Source organism: Bradyrhizobium sp. 1 (assembly GCF_023073315.1).
Classification (GTDB): domain Bacteria; phylum Pseudomonadota; class Alphaproteobacteria; order Rhizobiales; family Xanthobacteraceae; genus Bradyrhizobium.
The window spans coordinates 413,797-432,471 of sequence record NZ_JADPJH010000010.1 but is presented as its reverse complement, the minus strand read 5'-3'; the positions used below and the strand labels follow the sequence as shown (position 1 = coordinate 432,471).

Genomic DNA, 18,675 nt, shown 5'->3' with positions numbered 1-18,675 from the left:
ATGACCGACCGACCGACTGTCCTCGTCACTGGAGGCGCGGGCTATATTGGCTCGCACGCCTGCCGCGCACTGACCGCCGCCGGCTATCAGCCCGTCGTTTATGACAATCTCTCGACGGGTCATCGCAGCTTCGTTGCCGGGCCGCTCGTGACGGGCGATCTGCTCGACGGTGCGGCGCTGGCGCGCGCCTTCGCCGAGCACAAGATCACGGCCGTGATGCATTTCGCCGCGGCCAGCCTCGTCGGCGAGTCCATGACCGACCCGCAGAAATATTACATCAACAACGTCCAGGGCACGCTATCGCTACTCCAGGCGATGCGCAACGCGGGCTGCCATCGCATCGTGTTCTCGTCGACCGGCGCCGTCTACGGCAACGCCGATTCCAAGGAGTTGCCGGAAGACTTCCCCTGCGCGCCGATCAATCCCTACGGCGCGTCGAAATGGATGATCGAGCGCATGCTGGCCGATTATCGCGCAGCCTATGGCTTCGGCGCATTCTGCCTGCGCTATTTCAACGCCAGCGGCGCTGATCCTTCAGGCGGCATCGGCGAGCTGCGTGACAACGAGACCCATCTCATTCCGCGCGCCATGATGGCGCTGCAAGGCCATGTCGACTTCGCCGTGTTCGGCGACGATTACGACACGCCCGACGGCACCGCGATCCGCGACTACATCCATGTCACAGATCTCGCCGCGGCGCATGTCGCGGCTGTGAGGCTCCTGGAAACCGGACATGCCGGCGGTAGTTTCAATCTCGGCACCGGCTCCGGCTTCTCGGTGCGCGAGATCCTCAACGCCATCAGGCAGGAGACCGGGCGCGAGGTGCCGCATACCATGAAGCCGCGCCGCGCCGGTGATCCCACTTATCTGGTCGCCGACGCCTCCGCCGCGCGAAAAGTCCTGAACTTCGTGCCGCGTCACTCCGACCTCGCCTCGGTGATCCGCACCGCCTGGGCCTGGCACCAGACGGCGCATCCGCGCAAGGCCCGTTAAGCAACCGTAACGCCCGCACCTTGCCTGCCGTACCTCCAAGCGGCTAGAATGGGTCTTCACTGCCGCCATTGGCGTATCGCCGACGGCCGCATTTTGGGCACTGCCGACGATGATGTCGGCATGTGCGGCTCGGCTGATTTGCGCGAGCCGATTTTTTCCGAGCGTCAAGGCCACGATCGAATCCGCGTGACGACCTGCCATCAGACGCGGATTCCGGGAGTATCGACAGTATGCATCAGGCTGCACGCCTGGAGTTCGAGCGCGTGATAGATGAGTTCGTTCGCTGGCATATCGTGCCTGCGGACGAGCGCTCGCCTGCGCCTGCCTGGTGGTGGGGACCCGCCATGTCGGTGGTCGACGACCAGGAGCCGATGAGCTGCGCATGGTGCGCCGAGCTCGGGTTGAACGAGGGCACGAGCTTCGCCGACGGGGCGCGCACGATTTTGGCGCTGTTCGTCGAGCAGACCTCGCTGACTGGACCGCAGGACTTTCCGAGCAAGGCGGAAGGCGCAGACCATGAGGTCCGCGAACTGCACCCGCAGCCGTCAGACGACAGTGCTTTTCAGCCGTAGCGCCACGGCTTCGGCCACCGCGCGATCCGGCTCCGGATCCGGCTGGAGCGGTGGCGCAACCGGCAGAACCATCGGCCGCAACAGATCGGCCATCTGCTTGGCCGGCAGCGGCTTCGAAATCAGGAAGCCCTGCATCTCGTCGCAGCCATGGGTGCGCAGGAACGCTTCCTGCTCGGCGTTCTCGACGCCTTCGGCGACAACGGTCATGCCGAGCGCCTTGCCCATGCTGATGATCGCCTGCGCGATCGCCTGATCTTCCGCATCCTGCGGCAGGTCGCGCACGAAGGAGCGATCGATCTTGATCGTGTCGATCGGAAAATGCTTCATCAGCGACATCGACGAATAGCCGGTGCCGAAATCGTCAATGGCGAGCCGGATGCCCCGGCTCTGGATGGCGTCGAGCACCTTCAGCGCGCGTCCGACATTGCGCATCATCATGCTTTCGGTGACCTCCAGCTGGAGCAATACCGGCGACATGCCGGATGCGGCAAGCGCTTCGTCGACGTCCTGCAACAGATGTTCGTCGACGAACTGGCGCGGCGACAAATTGACCGCCATCGACACCGGTAAGAGACCGCGGCGCTGCCAGGCCATGGCCTGCGCGCACGCCTCCTTCACGACCCAGCGGCCGATCGGCACGATCAGCCCGGTTTCCTCGGCAAGCGGAATGAACTGCGCCGGCGAGATGCTGCCAAGCTCCGGGTGCGTCCAGCGCAGCAGCGCTTCCACGCCCGTGATCTGGCTGGTCTCCATATCCACCTTGGGCTGGTAGTTCAGCGTGAACTGCTCGCGCTCCAGCGCCCGGCGCAGCGCACTCTCCAGCGACAGTCGTTCGATCGACTGCGTCTTCACTTCCTTGGAGAAGAAGCGATAGCCGTTCTTGCCGTCTTCCTTGGCGAGATACATCGCCATGTCGGCGTTCTTGGTCAGCGTCTGTGCGTCGGAGCCGTTGGTCGGATACATCGCGATGCCGATCGAGGCCGTGGTGTGGCACTCGTGGCCGGCGAGCTCCATGGGCTCGGCGAGCGCTGCGAGCAACCCGGTCGCGATGCGCTGGACGTCGTCGATCTCGCCGCACTGGTCGAGGATCACCACGAACTCGTCGCCGCCGAGACGCGCGACAACGTCGCTTGCCCGCAGCGCGCCGCGCAGCCGTGTCGCCACTTCGAGCAGGAGCAGATCGCCGGCCTCGTGGCCGAGCGAATCGTTGATGACCTTGAAGCGGTCGAGATCGATGAACAGCACCGCAAAACGGTGATCGTGGCGCTGTCCTTCGTCGATCGCCTCGCGCAGCAGTCCGTTGAACGTCTCGCGGTTCGGCAAGTCTGTCAGGCTGTCATGCGAAGCCAGGTACTCGATCCGCTCGTCGGCCTCGTTCTTCTCGTCGGCGCGGTCGAAATTCTCCATCGCGAAGGAGACGTTGTCGGCGAGGCGCTGCAACAGCTCCACGAATTCGGTCGTGAAAGTGCCCGGCTCGGTCGACATATAGATCATGACGCCGACGGCCTGATCGTGCGCGATGAGGGGAAATGCCGCACCGGACCGCGCGCCGTCGCCGCGGACGACGGCGTGGAAGGCGCGGACGCGATCGTCGTTGAGATAGTCGTTGCTGATGCAGGGCTGGCGCGTGCGGAATGCCGTACCGCTCATTCCGCGCCCCTCGGGACGCTCGGGGTCGACGGAGAGGCGGACATTGCGCGTGGTGTCGGCGGATGGACCGGCCGAGGCGAGGATTTCGAGCTGGTCGCTGCCGGCCTTCAGCAGCGCAATCGTGGTCGAGGTGAACTTGGCGCCGTTCGACGCCGCAAGGCAGACGAGGTCGAACAGCTCGGCGCGCGACTTAGCCCGCATGATCGCTTCGTTGGTGGCGCTCAAGGCCGCGAACATGCGGGTCAGGCGTTCCTTCTGCGCCTCGGTGCGGGCCTTTTCCTCGGCGCGATCGAAATTGTCGAGCGCAAAAGAGACGTTTTCGGCCAGGCGTCCGAGCAGTTCGACCAGATCGGGCGTGAACGTATTCGCTTCCGGTGCGAGGAAGAGCAAGATGCCAATCGGCTCCTGGCCTGCCCGCAGCAGCGGGAAGCTGGCAGCGGCCTGGGTTCCATCCTCGGTCGCCTTGGCTCGCCAGTGTGCCGATCTGGGGTCGTTCAGATAGTCGTTCATGACGCTGGGCCGGCGGGTCCGCAGCGATATCCCGATGATTCCCTGGCCCTCAGGATGGTCGGCAGAAACACCACAGGTACGCCCGACCATTCGCTCCTGGAGCCGGCCCTTCACCGCGACAACGCGCACGAATTCGTGGCTTTCGTCCAAGATGCCAATGGTTGCCGAGGCGAACACGTCGCCGAGCACGGCGGCTTGGCATGCGACCTCGAACAGCTCCTCGCGGGTCTTGGCGCGCATGATGGCTTCGTTGGTGGCGCTCAGCGCCTCGAACATTCCGCTCAGGCGGTCCCGCTGCTTGTCGGCCCGCGCTTTTTCGTCGGCGCGGTCGAAATTCTCGAGCGCGAAGGCCACGTTGGCCTGGAGCCGCTGCAGCAGTTCGACGAATTCCGGTGTGAACGTATCGCGCTCCGGCGAGTTGAACAGGAATACCCCTTCGACGCGATCACCGTTGAACAGGGGCAGCGCAGCGGACGATGCGATACCGTTGCGGCGGGCGCTGGCCTGCCAGGGCTTGATACGATCGTCCGCCAGCACGTCGTTGCTGACGGCGGGCTTGCGCGTGCGGAACGCCGTGCCCGTCAGTCCCCGCCCCTCGGGGACCTGGTCCGACGTGGAAAACTTGAAGGTGCGGACCGTGTCCGCGTTCGGGCCGTAGCAGGCGACCACCCGGAGCAGTTCGGCGTCGTGATCGACCAGCGCGATGTTGGCCGAGGTGAACTTGGCGCCCTTCGCCGTCGCCTCGCAAACGAGGTCGAACAGCTCGGCCCTCGAATGCGCGCGCAAGATCGCCTCATTGGTCGCGCTGAGCGCCGCATACATGCGCGCCAGGCGCTCCTCCTCCTCGGCGATCCGGGCCTTTTCGGCTTCACGATCGAAATTATCGATGGCGAAGCAGACGTTCTCGGCGATGCGCAGCATCAGCGCGACGATCTCCTCGTCCTTCGCCCAGGACTGGCTGAGGAAGGCGAGGATGACGCCGACGCTTTCACCGCGCCTGATCAGGGGCGCCGCAACGCATGCGGCAACGCCGGTGTTGGTATTGGCCTGCTCCCACGGCGTTCCCCTGGTGCGGCGCGCGAGATCGCGTTCGACAAAGGGTTTCTGCGTCCGAAACACCTCGCCGGAAATGCCCCGGCCGTAGGGATTCTCGGCATCGACGGAGTAACGGGTCCGAGCCACGATCTCCAAATTCTCACCGCTGCCGGCGACAGGCTTCAGCCAATGCGAGTCCTGCTCCTTGAGCAGAACAAAGGTCGCAAGCGATTTGCCGCCGTTCACGGAGGCGTCGCACACCAATTGATAGAGCTCCTGCTCGGTCTTGGCGCGCAGGATGGCCTCGTTGGTCGCGCTAAGCGCGCCGAACATGCGGTTCAGGCGCCGCGTCGCGCGCTCGCCGGTCTGGCGGGCGGTTTCGCGCGCAAAATTGTCCAGCGCATAGGAAATGTTCGCCGACATGCGCTCGAACAGCGACACCATCTGATCGCTGAGCGAGCCGGCCTCGCTGCGGGTCACGAACAGCACGCCGACGCTCTTGCCATTGCACAGAAGTGGCAACGCCGCAGCGGCGCCGACATGCGCCTTCACCGCACCCTCGCGCCAGGCCAGCGACCGCGGATCATTCAGGAAATCATTGCTGATGCAGAGTTTGTGACTGCGAAATGCCTCGCCGCCGACGCCTGATCCCTCGGCCGTGCCGCCTTCCGTCGTGATCTCGATCGCGCGCAAGCGCGCAACATCCTCCCCGCGACCGGCGGCAAAGTGCAGCCGACGGCCGTCCGGCTCCGCGAGGAACACGGCGACGGCCATAAAATCCCCACTCGCAAACCCGGCGTCGCAGACCTTCTGGTACAGCTCGTCCGGCGATTTCGCGTAGAGGATCGCTTCGTTGATGGCGCTCAACGCTGCAAAGGTGCGCGCGAGGGTCGTCTGCACGATCTCAGCTCCCGGGCATTTCTGCCTATTTCTCCCGGCTGCCTTTATGAACGGCCATCGCCTAAGTGGTCGTTATTGCGTGCCGCAAACCCTCGATCAAAGTGAACGAGCAGCCAACGACTGGCGCCAAACTGTCGGGAATGCCGCCTCACGGGAGGAATCTCCGACCAAAGGCGCGCGCTCTTTACGAATTTGCAGCCCTGTATTGGTTTACGGGAGATTGATATCGCTCCCGCGCTTTGAGACGATGGCACCTAACAACCGCCCGCCAGGTATCCTGACAAGGGCGATGACCGGGGAAACGCCATGCCCATCGTCAAGGCCGATCGTCTCACGCGCATCAGCGCCGCGCTGCTCCAGGCTGCGGGAGCTTCCCCCGAGGAGGCCGATGCGGTTGCCGTCGGCTGCGTCAACGCCAATCTCGCCGGCCATGATTCACACGGCGTGATCGCGGTCCCCACCTATATCGACCGCATCAAGGCCGGCCACATCGTTCCCGGCGCGACATGGACCATCGTTCAGGAATCGCCGACCACGACCGTCATCGACGGCCATTGGGGGTTCGGCTTCCACGTCAACGCCAAGGCGATGGCGCTGACGATCGAGAAGGCGAAGACGGCCAACGTCGCCGCCTGCACCGTGTTCCGGCAAAGCCATGTCGGTCGCCTCGCCGCCTATCCGCTGATGGCGATGCGCGAAGGCATGATTGGGATCGCGACGGCGGATTCCGGGCGCTCGCCGAAGCATGTGGCACCTTTCGGCGGCAAGGAAGCGCGGCTCGGCACCAACCCGATCTCGATCGCCGTGCCATCCGATCTCGAGGCGCCGTTCTATCTGGACATGGCGACCTCGGCGGTTGCGGCCGGAAAAATCCAGCTCGCGGTTGCCCGCGGCGAGGAAATTCCGACGGGATGGATCATCGACGCCGAGGGACGGCACACCACCGATCCCACGCAATACCGCAAGGGCGGCGCGCTGCTGCCGCTCGGCGGCACCGAGGGCTACAAGGGCAGCGGCCTTGCGGCCATGGTCGAGGTGCTGTGCGGCCTGCTGACCGGTCTCGGCTTCGGGGTCGAGCCCACGGGGCGACACAATGACGGATGCTTCATGGCGGTATTCAACGTCGCGGCATTTCGTCCGTTGAAGGAGTTCAAGCGCGAGGTCACCGAATTCGCGCATTACCTCAAATCGACGCCGCCGTCCGAGGGCAGCAAGGGCGTCTACTATCCCGGCGAGATCGAGGGCGTGCGCGAGCAGCAGCGCCTGCGCGACGGCATCGAGATCGAGGATGCGACCTGGGAGAAGCTGCGCACGCTGGCGCGGGAATACAGGCTCGACACCGTCCTCGATCTGGCCTGACAGAATTTTGGAGAACAGCATGAATCGGCAGATGGTACTGGTCGGCTTCCTGCAGGCGCAGAATTGCACCAACTTGCCGAGCTCCTGGCGGCATCCTGACTCGCGCGACGATTCGATGTCGGCGGATTACTATCAGGAGATCGCCAGGATCCTCGAAGCCGGAAAATTCCACATGGCGTTCTTCGACGATCGCCTGGCGATGCCGGACCGCTACGGCAACGACCATGCCCACACCGTCGAATACGGCATCCGCTGCGTGAAGATGGATCCGCTGATCGTGCTGACCACGATGGGGCTGGTCACCGACAAGCTCGGCCTTGGCTCCACTTGCTCGACCACTTACTACGAGCCCTTCGATCTCGCGCGCCGCTTTGCTACGCTCGATCTGATGTCGGGCGGGCGCGCCGGCTGGAACGTCGTCACCTCGCTTAACGACGGCGAAGCCCTCAACATGGGCCGCGACTCCCATCCCGAACATGATTCCCGTTACGACAAGGCCGACGAATTCATGGAAGTCGTGCTCGGCCATTGGGACACCTGGGAGGACGGCGCGCTGATCATGGACAAAAAGAGCGGCCGCTTCGCCGATCCGACCAAGGTGAAGCGACTCGATCACAAGGGATCTGCCTTCAAGTCGCGCGGACCGTTCACCGTGCCGCGCTCGGACCAGGGCCATCCCGTGATCATCCAGGCCGGCGCATCGGGCCGCGGCCAGCGCTTTGCCGGCCGATGGGGCGAGGTAATCTTCACGGCCGCGCGCAATCTCGCCGCCGCCAAGGAGGGTTATGCTTCCGTACGCAACGAGGCCGCAAAAGCCGGCCGCGATCCCGATCAGATATTCCTCTGCAATCTGACGACGCCGGTCTGCGCTGCCACGAAAGCCGAGGCTGAGGACAAGATGGCGCTGATCAACAAGCTGCCGCTCGAGATCGACGCGCTGTCGCTGCTCGCCGAAGCGCTCAATTACGATTTCGCCTCCAAGGATCTCGACGAGCCGCTGACCACGGACGAGCTGAAGAGCATGCAGGGCATTCTGGGCATCCGCGACGGCGTGCTCAAGACATCAGGCAAGAGCAATCCGAGCGCGCGCGACTTCGTCACATTTTCCGGCCGCGGCCAGGTCCATGACGCCTTGGTCGGCGGCCCCAAGGAGATCGCGGACAAGTTAGAGGAGATGTTCATCGAGCGCGGCTGCGACGGCTTTGTCATCGCCGCGACCTATGTGCCGGGCTCCTACGCGGATTTCGTCCAACACGTCGTACCGGAATTGCAGCGACGCGGCTTGTTCCAGAAAGACTATCGCGGCAAGACATTGCGGGAAAATCTCGGGCTCAGACGGCCAGCCGCCGGCGCCTGGAAGGTGCAGCCGCGCGACGCTGCAGAATAAGAACGAGGACACACCATGCGCTGGCTGAAATTTACCGCCTCGGACAAGACATCCTGGGGGATCATCGAGGGCGACCAGGTGATCGCGGTCGACGGCGATCCTTTTGGAGAATGGCAGCGTACCTCGCGCACGCATCCGCTTGGCGGGATCAAGATCGAGTTGCCGCTGATCCCTCGCACCTTCTATTGCGTCGGGCTGAACTATCTGAAGCACCTCAAGGAAGCCGCCGACAAGCGCGGCGAGGTGCCGGCGGTGCCTGACCGCCCCGAGATCGGCTATCGCGCGCAGAACGCGCTGATCGCGCATGACGAGGATGTCGTGATCCCGTCCTTTGCAACGGACAAGATCCACTATGAGGGCGAGCTCGCTGTCGTCATCGGCAAGAAGGTGAAGCACCTCACCGCAGGGAATGCGATGGATTGCGTATTCGGCTACACCATCGGCAACGACGTCAGCGAGCGCAGCTGGCAGAAGGCCGACCGCAGCCTGTGGCGCTCGAAGAATGCCGACACGTTCAAGCCGATGGGCCCGTGGATCGAGACCGAGGCCGATCTTGCGAAGATGGAAACGATTGTCCGGGTCAACGGCAAGGAGACCAACCGCTTTCGCACCAACGACATGATTTTTGGCGTGATTCCGTTCCTGGTCGAGCTGACGAAGTATTTCACACTGTGGCCCGGCGATGTGATCTGGATGGGCACTGATGGTGCCTCGCCCGATATCAAGCACGGCGATGTCGTGGAGATCGACATCACGGGTGTGGGGACGTTGCGGAACAGGTTTGTGCGGGAGAGGCGGTAGAACATCAACTTGCGGCGCGGCCCTTCACATGGTCGATAAAAGCCCGCAGCTTCGGCATGATTTGTCGGTGGCCGGGATAGTACAGGAACACACCCGGCGTCATCGGTGCGAATGGCTCCAGCACGTGGACGAGCTTTCCGGCCGCCATGGCGCCGGTGGCCAGCGGCGCTGGCACTTGCGCGAGGCCCACACCTTCGACGGCGGCTCCCAGCATCGTGGGAAAGTCGTAGGCGATGAAAGGTCCCGAAACGGCAATCTCCATCGAACGGCCGTTGTCGTTGAGCGACCATGACGCGAGCGCACCATTCGATCGCCGCAATCGCAAGCACGCGTGCTCACGCAGATCGTCAGGCCGCTCGGGCCGACCGCGGCGGGCGAGGTAGGCCGGGCTGCCGACGATGATGAGAGGCAGCGGCTTCGTCAGCCGCACCGCAATCATGTCGGGGGTGATAAACTGGCCCATCCTGATGCCGGCATCAAAACCTCCGGCTGCGAGGTCGACCATCTCCTCGCTTGCGGCAAGCTCCACCTCGATCTCGGGAAACGCCTGGCAGAACGAGGCGACCAGCGGCTCCAACAGGATCGGCACGACCGAGCGCGGTACGGTGAGACGCAGGAGCCCCGCCGGTCGCTGTCCGAGCTCACGCGCCGCCCCGCTTGCCGCGACGAGTTCTTCGAAGGCTGGTCTTGCGCGTGCAGAGAATCTTTCGCCGGCTTCAGTCAGACCGACGCTGCGGGTCGTGCGGATAAAGAGCGCGGCGCCGACGCGCACCTCAAGCGTCCGTATCGCCTGACTGATGGCCGAGGGCGTCACCCCGAGTGCAGCCGCAGCCCGGCGGAAACTGCGGTGCTGGGCGACACTCAGAAACGCCTCCACGCCGTCGAGCGCACCGTGCCGGACTGTGAAGTTCTGCTTCATAGCCCGTCAACATTATCGCGAATAGTCGCTCTCGGAAAGCGGCCTTACATCCGAATTGCAAATGAGCCGCACCGGAGAAACGAACCGATGAAGGCAATCCGCAACGTCATCCTGGCACTCACCCTCACACTGACAGGCGCTACTTCCATGGCCGATCCAGCCCTTGCCCAAGCACAAATCACACCGCCGACCACCGGGGTCATGGTCATCCTGACCGTCAAGGCGGGTATCACACGCGAACAAATCATGACCGTCATGCCCGATGAAATCGGGCAGACCGTACAGCTCTATCTCAATGGGAAGATTCGCGAATGGTATTCGCGGTCCGATGGGCGCGGAGCCGTCTTCCTGCTGGATGCCAAGGATGTCGCCGAAGGGCACGCGATCATGGACGGCCTGCCGCTCGCCAGGCAGGACCTGATCGATCACGAATACATCGCAGTCGGTCCGCTTATGCCACTCCGCCTGCTCATGACGAAACCCTGAGCGCGCGTCGACGTCGAGCCGAGTAGACCGGCTTCGATCTCATCCGATGGACGGACCATCACAAGGACATCCGAACGTGCCACCGAGCTTCAATCTTCCATTCGTCCTCAGCGTCGCCGGCGCCTTCCTGACCAGCTCGGTGGTGTCCTACATCTATGTTTGGCCGGCGATCCGCGCGATGGCGCGCCATGACGCCCTGAGACTTCTCGCAGCTTTCCATGCGTTCAGGTTTTTAGGCATGAACTTCATGGTCGCCGGTTTCGTCGCGCCAGATTTGAGTGCGGATTTCGCCAACCAGGTCGGATGGGGCGATCTCATCGCTGCCAGTCTCGCACTCGTGTCAATGGCCGCGCTCTCCTGGCGTTGGTCGATCGCTATTCCCCTGGTCTGGATCTTCAACATCTGGGGCACGTTGGATCTGCTGAATGCCTACTACATGGGGATCACGAAAATCCAGAATCCGGGCCTGTTCGGCGCCGGCATCTATATTCCAGCGCTTTACGTGCCACTGCTGCTCGTCACCCACGTCCTTGTCTTCATGATCTTGTCGGGAGCCGGCCCAGCCGAGGAACGCCGATGAACACCGATGCTGTTTCCACTGCCGTCGTTACGCCGCGTCCCGCGTGGCTCGGTCTGACATGGGCCGTTGCATTCACGGCGCCTTGGACCTGGTTGATTTATGCGCTGCCCGCGCTTCCGGAGAGCGGCCTGCCTGCGCTTGCCGTTCGACTGATTGCCTATGGGCTGATTGCGCTTGGCTTGTGGCTCGGCCTCGAAAGAACCGCGTTAACGCCAGGACAACGCCAAGCGACCTGGCTGGCTCTCATGGTCCCTTTCACGCTTTGGGCCGCCGTCGCCTGGACGGCGGCCATCAACGGCGCGTTCCGCACGGGCGTCTCTGCCTTGCCGCTGCTTCCCGCCGCGATGCTGCTGCCGGTGATCGTCGCTGCTCCGGTGCTGCTGTTGTCGAAGCGGGTGGGACTATTGCTCGATGCAATGCCGCCGACGTGGCTCATTGCCCTCCAGGTTTATCGCGTCTTTGGCAGCCAATGGCTCGCTTTCTGGCTGCGAGGGGAGCTGCCCGGCCTATGGGCGCTGCCGGCAGGAACCGGCGATGTGCTGACCGGCCTTTTCGCCGTACCGGCGGCAATTGCGCTCGCAACCGGAACGACTGAAGGGCGGAAGGGGGCGATCCTTTGGAACATCTTCGGCCTCGCGGATTTCGCCATCGCGATCGCCTTGGGGATGGTCATGTCGCCCGGCCCCTTCCAGCTGATCGTTCCGAACGGCCCGAGCATGGCCGTAGACACCTTTCCAAATGTGCTGACGCCCGCCTTTGTCGTGCCAAGCTCGATCCTGTTGCACGCGCTGTCGCTGCGCCAACTATTCCGGCGCAGCCGGGCGGAGACGGTATGAACCATGGCTGCGTCTCGCGGACGCACGCAGAATCTTGGATTGCTTCGTCGTTAGCCCTCTCGCAATAACGAGCGCGATTGAAGCATCCTCAGAACGGCAGTGCCACGCCTGCCTTGATCTCCTTCAGCACCACGTTGCTGCGGACATAGCGGATACCGGGAATCCGGAACATGAACTCGTCGAGGAATCGGTTGTAGGCCGCCATGTCCTGCACGACGACACGCAAATGATAGTCCGCGTCGCCCGTGGTCGCAAAACACTCCAGCACCTCGCGTCGAGTGGTCACCCTCGCCACGAACTCCTCGACGAATTTCGCGTCATGCCGCTCAAGCGAGACGTGGAGGATGGCCGACATCGTAAAACCTGCCTGCTCTCGCGCGACCAGCGCCGCATAGCCCTGGATGACGCCGTTCTCCTCCAGCGCGCGCACCCGGCGCCAGCAGGCCGAGGTGGACATGCCGACTTCGTCGGCCAGCTGCTGGTTGGTGGCGCGCCCGTCCTTCTGGAGGTGGACGAGAATCCGCGTGTCCTGCTCTTCGATCATGGAAGCCTCTCAATCCGATCAAATCTACCGAATTGCGGCCTATAATGCAAAACTCTACCTGGTTTTGGCTCCGTTTCGGGCAATTAGGTAAGACCTACCAGCCTCGCAGGCATAACCTTCCGCTATTCGGCAGAGACGCCGCGCGAGGTCCGCCATGGACGCCATTCCGTCACTCGATGCTTACGAACTCTCCGACCGCTACGATCGCGAGGAGGGCCGTGTCTTTCTCACGGGCACGCAGGCCATCGTCCGCATCGCGCTCGACCAGATCAGGCGCGACCGTGCGCACGGCCTCAACACCGCCGGCTTCATCTCCGGCTATCGCGGCTCGCCGCTCGGCGGTATCGATCTCGAGCTGTGGCGTATCCAGGAACGGCTCAAGCAAGACCGCATCGAATTCCTCCCCGCGGTGAACGAAGACCTTGCGGCAACAGCGGTGCTCGGCTCGCAGCAGGTCGAGACGCAAAGCGATCGCGAGGTCGATGGCGTGTTCGGCCTCTGGTACGGCAAGGGGCCCGGCATCGATCGCTCCGGCGATGCGCTCAAGCACGGCAATGCCTACGGCTCCTCGCCGCATGGCGGCGTGCTGGTGGTCGCCGGCGACGACCATGGCTGCGTGTCATCCTCGATGCCGCACCAGTCCGACGTCGCCTTCATGAGCTGGTTCATGCCGACGCTGCACCCGGCCGATGTCGGCGAATATCTGGCGTTCGGCGAATATGGCTACGCGCTGAGCCGCTTCTCCGGCATGTGGGTCGGCTTCAAGGCGATCTCGGAGATCGTGGAGTCGGGCGCCTCCGTCGCGCTGCGCGCACCTCGCGCCTTCCGCACGCCCGACTTCACGCCGCCGCCTGATGGACTGCACTATCGCTGGCCCGACCTGCCGGGGCCACAGATCGAGGAGCGGCTGGAGGCGAAGAAGCACGCGGTCTACGCGTTCGCAAAGGCCAACCCGATCGACCGCCACATCTACGACATTCCGGGCGCCACTTACGGCATCGTCACCACGGGCAAGGCGCATCTCGATCTGATGGAAGCGCTGCGGCTGATGGGCCTCGATGAAGCGGCCTGCCGTCGCATCGGCATCGACGTCTACAAGGTCGGGATGGTGTGGCCGCTGGCGCTGCATGACGCCATGGATTTCGTGAAGGGCAAGCGCGAGATTTTGGTGGTCGAGGAGAAGCGCGGCATCATTGAGAGCCAGTTCAAGGAATATTTTTACGACTATCCCGGCAGCAAACCCGAGCGCATGGTCGGTAAGCATGACGAAACCGGCGCGCGGTTGATTTCATGGATCGGCGAATTGTCGCCGCGTGCGCTGGCATCCGTGCTGGCGCGCCGGCTCGATCCGCTGTTTCCATGGCTCGATCTCGCCGCACGCGCAGCCGCCCTGATGCCGGAGGCTGAGCGCACCATCAACGTAGCTGGCGCGACGCGCACACCCTATTTCTGCTCGGGATGCCCACACAACACATCGACGAAAGTGCCGGAGGGATCGAAGGCGCTGGCAGGCATCGGCTGTCACTTCATGGCGAGCTGGATGGACCGCGAGACCTCCTCGCTGATCCAGATGGGCGGCGAGGGCGTGAACTGGGCGGCCTCGTCGAGATTCACCGGCAACAAGCACATCTTCCAGAACCTCGGCGAGGGCACCTATTATCACTCCGGCTCGATGGCGATCCGGCAGGCCATCGCCGCCAGGGCCAACATCACCTACAAGATCCTGTTCAACGATGCGGTGGCGATGACCGGCGGTCAGCCGGTCGACGGCCCCATCAGCGTGCATGCCATCGTGCACAGCGTCCGCGCCGAGGGTGTGACGCGCATCGCGCTGGTATCGGACGATCCCGCGCAGTTCTTACCGTCAGACCTGCCTGATGGCGTGAGCATCCATCCCCGCGAGGAGATGGACGCCGTGCAGCGCGAGCTGCGTGAAATCTCCGGCGTCTCGGTGCTGATCTATCAGCAGACCTGCGCCACCGAGAAGCGGCGCCGGCGCAAGCGCGGCCAGATGGCCGATCCCAAGCGCTTTGCCTACATCAACGACCTCGTCTGCGAAGGCTGCGGCGATTGCTCGGTCGAATCCAACTGCCTCAGCGTGGAGCCGAAGGAAACGCCATTCGGCCGCAAGCGCCAGATCAACCTGTCGTCCTGCAATAAGGACTTTTCCTGCCTCAACGGTTTTTGCCCGAGTTTTGTTACCGTCGAGGGTGCGACACGGCGAAAGAAGAGCGCGAGCCAAATCGATGCAGTCGGCCGCGCCGCCACACTTCCCCTGCCCGCACCGGTCACGCTCGACCGCCCTTATGACCTGCTGGTGACCGGCGTCGGCGGCACCGGCGTGATCACGGTCGGCGCGCTGATCGGGATGGCTGCGCATCTGGAGCGCCGCGGCGTCTCGGTACTCGATTTTACAGGCTTTGCGCAGAAGTTTGGTCCTGTGCTGAGCTTCATTCGCCTCGCCGGGTCACCCGACGCATTGCATCAGGTCCGTATCGACCAGGGTGCGGCCGACGCGCTGATCGGCTGCGATCTCGTCGTCAGTTCCTCGCCGAAGGCGTCCGGCACCTACCGAAGAGGCACGCGCGCTACGGTCAACACCGCGGAGATGCCGACCGGCGACGTCGTCCGCTTCCGTGACGCCGACCTCGCCTCGCCCGCCCGCCTGCGCGCGATCCGACAGGTCATCGGCGACGACAATCTCGACACCATCAACGCCAACGCGCTCGCCGAGCGGCTGCTCGGCGATGCCGTCTATGCCAACATCATCATGCTCGGCTTCGCCTGGCAGCGCGGACTGGTGCCTGTTACGCTGCAATCGCTGCTGCGCGCGATCGAGCTGAACGGCGTCGCCGTCGATCGCAACAAGCAGGCCTTTGCCTGGGGCCGGATTGCTGCGGCCGATCCGGACTTTCTACCGAAGACGGACGAGGCGCCAAAAACCGAATCGCTCGACCAGCTCATCGCCCGCCGCGCCGAATTCCTGTCCGCCTATCAGAACGACGCCTATGCGGCGCACTATCGGTCGGTAATCGAGAAAGTCCGCCGCACGGAGGCCCCGCTCAGCAGCGAGGCCCTGACCGAAGCGGTCGCTCGCTCCCTGTTCAAGCTGATGGCGTACAAGGACGAGTATGAGGTCGCACGCCTACACATGCAGACCGGATTCCTCGACGAACTGAAGCGCGAATTCGAGGACGGCTTCAGTATCGAGTACCATCTCGCCCCGCCGTTCCTGCCGTCCGAACGCGATGCGCGCGGCCGGCCACGCAAGCGCGCCTTCGGCCAATGGATCCAGATGCCGCTCGCCATGCTCGCGCGATTTAAGGGCTTGCGCGGAACACCGTTCGATCCGTTCGGCTACACTGCGGAACGGCGCACCGAGCGGGAACTGATCGCTTGGTATGAAGACCTGATCGAACGCATCCTCGGCCAGCTCGATGCAGCGCACCTACCCGACCTCGTTGCCGTCGCAAAAGCGCCGATGGAGATTCGCGGCTACGGACCAGTAAAGGACACCGCAATCGCCAAGGTGAAGCCGGAGGTCGAGCGGGTCCTTACGAATTTGACGACATCGGAAACGCAAAAGATGCACGCCCTCCGTTGACGCGGCGCCAGTGAGGCCTCACCCTCCGGACCTTAAGTGGCGCCCTGTTGGCGCCTCCGCAATCAGGCGACGCATCATGGATCTCGACCAGTTGACCCTGAGCCAGGCCACGGCCGACCTCCGCGCAGGAAAAATCACGAGCACGGCACTCACGACGGAAGCTCTTGCCCGCGCCAAAGCCAATGCCGATCTCAACGCCTTCGTCACCCTGGACGAAGCCGGCGCCCTGAAGGCTGCGGCCGCATTCGACGCGTCGGGCGACAAGACAAAACCGCTCGGCGGCGTGCCCATCGTGATCAAGGACAATATCGAAGTCGCGGGACTGCCGTGCAGCGCCGGTACGCCTGCACTGAAGGATTATATCCCAAAGGCCGACGCGCCGGTTGCCGCAAAACTGCGAGCCGCAGGCGCGGTGATCATCGGCAAGACCAGCATGCATGAGCTCGCCTTCGGCATCTCCGGCTACAACACCGCATTCAAGACCGGCGCCGAATTCGGTGTCCGCAATGCCTATGACCGCGCCCTGATCGCGGGCGGCTCCTCATCCGGGACGGGCGCCGCGATCGGCGCCCGGATCGTGGCGGGCGGGCTCGGTACCGACACCGGCGGATCGGTCCGGGTGCCGGCCGCGCTGAACGGATGCGCCTCGCTGCGCCCGACCGTCGGACGCTATCCGCAAGACGGCATCGCGCCGATCTCGCACACCCGCGACACCGCAGGCCCAATGGCCGTAACCATGCCGGATGTCGCGCTGCTCGACCGCGTCATCGCAGGTGGCGACGCCATTGCGCCGGCCGATCTGAAACAGGTGCGGATCGGTCTCGTCAAAACGATGCTGACCAATCTCGATGCCGATACAGAAGCTGCGTTTCGCGCGGCGATCGCAAACGTGAAGGCGCAAGGCGTCACGGTCGTCGAGATCGAGATGCCGCAGCTGGCCGAGCTCAACGGTCAGGTCAGCTTTCCCGTCGCACTGTAGGAGGCTTATGACGACCTGATCGCCTATCTCGCGCATACCGGCACCGGCCTCAGCATCGAAGCGCTGGCGCAGGACATCTCCAGCGCCGACGTGAAAGGCACCTATGATGGCCTGGTGATCCCGCGCAAACTGCCCGCCCCCGATGGCACGCTGGTCGACGCCAAGCCGATCTATGATGCCGCGATCAAGACCGCACGGCCCGCGCTTCAGGCGCTGTACAGCAAGACTTTCGCCGACAACCGGCTTGATGCCGTTGCCTTTCCGACCACGCCGCGCGTCGCGATTGCCTCCAACCCGGAATCCAGCAGCTTCGAAAATTTCGGCCTGTTCATCCAGAACACCGATCCCGGCAGCAATGCCGGCATTCCAGGCATCCAGATTCCGATTGCACTCGGCGCCACAAGCAAATTGCCTGTAGGCCTCGAGCTGGACGGCCCTGCCGGAAGCGACCGCCGGCTGCTTGCGATCGGAATGGCGCTCGACGGCGTGTTCGGGCGATTGCCGCCGCCGCGCCGCTCATGAATACGGATTGATCAACTTCTGCTGCTCAGCGCTGTGATGCACGAGCATGTCGATGAAGGTCCTCACCTTCGCCGACAGATGATGTTTGTGCGGATAGACCGCGTTCATCGACATCTCCACCGGCCGGTATTCGGGCAAAAGACGCACCAGCCGACCGGCCTCGAGATCGTCACGGATCAGAAATCCGGCCATCAGGCAGACCGCAGCCCCTTCCAGAGCGACCTTGCGCAAGGCCTCGCCGCTGTTGGTGATGAAGCTGCCGGAGATCCGTACCGATGCCGGCTTGCCCTTGCGATCGAAGAAGTGCCAATCGTCGCCGAACGGATAATTCAAATGGCGCCCGCAATTGTGCGCGGTGAGCTCATCGAGCTTCTGCACGCGGCCATGCCTTTCGAGATAGTCGTGCGAGCAGCACAGCACGTGACGCCAAGTGGCAAGGCTACGGACGATCAGGCTCGAATCCGGCGGCGAGGTCATGCGCAGGGCAATGTCATAACCTTCCTCGATGAGGTCGATTTCGGCTTCGCCCATGCGCAGATCGATCCTGAGCTCCGGATAGGTCGACAGCAGTTTCGCCGCCACCGGCGCGACGAACGGCACCATGTGCGTGGCGACGTGGACCCGCAACGTGCCGCGGGGCACCGACTGCAATTCGCTGGCGATGTCGTCGGCCTGCTCGATATCGGCGAGGATCTGGATGCAGCGGTCGTAATAGGCCTTGCCGATCTCGGTGAGGTTGACCTTGCGCGTGGTGCGCTGAAGCAGCCTCACCCCGAGCCGGTCCTCCAGCGCCTGAACGTGATTGCTCACCATGGTGGTCGACATGTTGAGCTTGCGGGCTGCGGCGGAGAAGCCACCGGTCTCGACCACCCGGCTGAACACTTCGAGGCTGGTCAATCGGTCCATGCTGCCTGGTTATCCGCTTTCGATCGATAATCGCAAGGAATTCACCCCGATTATCCATCAGATCATCCACACAGTCGCTCACCGCCGCGCAT

General features: G+C 63.6%; 13 protein-coding genes and 1 pseudogene. 10 read left to right on the top strand and 4 right to left on the bottom strand.

Translation table 11 applies throughout. From position 1 onward, the window contains the following. Complete coding sequence (gene galE, locus IVB29_RS04675) at positions 1–993, top strand: UDP-glucose 4-epimerase GalE (protein WP_247502207.1); 993 nt, start codon at positions 1–3, stop codon at positions 991–993. 230 nt (positions 994–1,223) lie between these two features. Continuing rightward, positions 1,224–1,565 (top strand): hypothetical protein, encoded by a 342-nt coding sequence (locus IVB29_RS04670; protein ID WP_247502206.1) that lies wholly within the window; start codon positions 1,224–1,226, stop codon positions 1,563–1,565. Here IVB29_RS04670 and IVB29_RS04665 read toward each other — a convergent pair. Continuing rightward, positions 1,539–5,660, bottom strand: coding sequence for a GAF domain-containing protein (locus tag IVB29_RS04665; protein WP_247502205.1), 4,122 nt, complete (start codon positions 5,658–5,660; stop codon positions 1,539–1,541). The genes IVB29_RS04670 and IVB29_RS04665 overlap by 27 nt on opposite strands. 306 nt (positions 5,661–5,966) lie before the next feature. On the opposite strand from IVB29_RS04665, the gene IVB29_RS04660 reads away from it, so the two are divergent. Genes IVB29_RS04660 through IVB29_RS04650 form a run of 3 tightly spaced genes read left to right on the top strand, consistent with a single transcriptional unit; the run spans position 5,967 to position 9,207 of the window. Continuing rightward, positions 5,967–7,019 carry an Ldh family oxidoreductase gene (locus IVB29_RS04660; RefSeq protein WP_247502204.1) on the top strand — a complete coding sequence of 351 codons (1,053 nt, stop codon included), beginning with the start codon at positions 5,967–5,969 and terminating at the stop codon, positions 7,017–7,019. Positions 7,020–7,038: 19 nt separating this feature from the next. Beyond that, complete coding sequence (locus IVB29_RS04655; protein ID WP_247502203.1) at positions 7,039–8,406, top strand: LLM class flavin-dependent oxidoreductase; 1,368 nt, start codon at positions 7,039–7,041, stop codon at positions 8,404–8,406. Positions 8,407–8,421: 15 nt separating this feature from the next. Then, entirely contained in the window at positions 8,422–9,207 is a 786-nt protein-coding gene (locus IVB29_RS04650) for a fumarylacetoacetate hydrolase family protein (RefSeq protein WP_247502202.1), read from the top strand. Positions 9,208–9,211: 4 nt separating this feature from the next. Here IVB29_RS04650 and IVB29_RS04645 read toward each other — a convergent pair whose 3' ends face one another. Further along, positions 9,212–10,126 (bottom strand): LysR family transcriptional regulator, encoded by a 915-nt coding sequence (locus tag IVB29_RS04645; RefSeq protein WP_247502201.1) that lies wholly within the window; start codon positions 10,124–10,126, stop codon positions 9,212–9,214. A gap of 87 nt (positions 10,127–10,213) precedes the next feature. On the opposite strand from IVB29_RS04645, the gene IVB29_RS04640 reads away from it, so the two are divergent. From IVB29_RS04640 to IVB29_RS04630, 3 genes are read left to right on the top strand one after another with little or no spacing between them, the layout of a single operon-like run. Then, positions 10,214–10,612, top strand: a complete 399-nt coding sequence (locus IVB29_RS04640; protein ID WP_247502200.1) for a hypothetical protein — start codon at positions 10,214–10,216, stop codon at positions 10,610–10,612. Between the two features lie 46 nt (positions 10,613–10,658). Continuing rightward, positions 10,659–11,192, top strand: a complete 534-nt coding sequence (locus tag IVB29_RS04635) for a hypothetical protein (protein ID WP_247502199.1) — start codon at positions 10,659–10,661, stop codon at positions 11,190–11,192. Further along, the gene (locus tag IVB29_RS04630; protein WP_247502198.1) at positions 11,189–12,028 is read left to right on the top strand and encodes an MFS transporter; all 840 of its coding nucleotides are present in this window, start codon (positions 11,189–11,191) and stop codon (positions 12,026–12,028) included. The genes IVB29_RS04635 and IVB29_RS04630 overlap by 4 nt, the downstream gene beginning before the upstream one ends. Positions 12,029–12,116: 88 nt before the next feature. Here the strand turns inward: IVB29_RS04630 and IVB29_RS04625 are convergent, their stop codons facing one another. Then, positions 12,117–12,572 (bottom strand): Lrp/AsnC family transcriptional regulator, encoded by a 456-nt coding sequence (locus IVB29_RS04625; protein WP_247502197.1) that lies wholly within the window; start codon positions 12,570–12,572, stop codon positions 12,117–12,119. 154 nt (positions 12,573–12,726) lie between these two features. Between IVB29_RS04625 and IVB29_RS04620 the strand changes: the two genes are divergently transcribed. Further along, complete coding sequence (locus tag IVB29_RS04620; RefSeq protein ID WP_247502196.1) at positions 12,727–16,176, top strand: indolepyruvate ferredoxin oxidoreductase family protein; 3,450 nt, start codon at positions 12,727–12,729, stop codon at positions 16,174–16,176. 76 nt (positions 16,177–16,252) lie between these two features. Continuing rightward, a pseudogene (iaaH, locus tag IVB29_RS38520) lies at positions 16,253–17,677 on the top strand (indoleacetamide hydrolase). On the opposite strand, the gene IVB29_RS04605 reads toward iaaH, so the two are convergent. Continuing rightward, positions 17,672–18,583 carry a LysR family transcriptional regulator gene (locus tag IVB29_RS04605; protein ID WP_247502193.1) on the bottom strand — a complete coding sequence of 304 codons (912 nt, stop codon included), beginning with the start codon at positions 18,581–18,583 and terminating at the stop codon, positions 17,672–17,674. The pseudogene iaaH and the gene IVB29_RS04605 overlap by 6 nt on opposite strands. Positions 18,584–18,675: the final 92 nt, after the last annotated feature.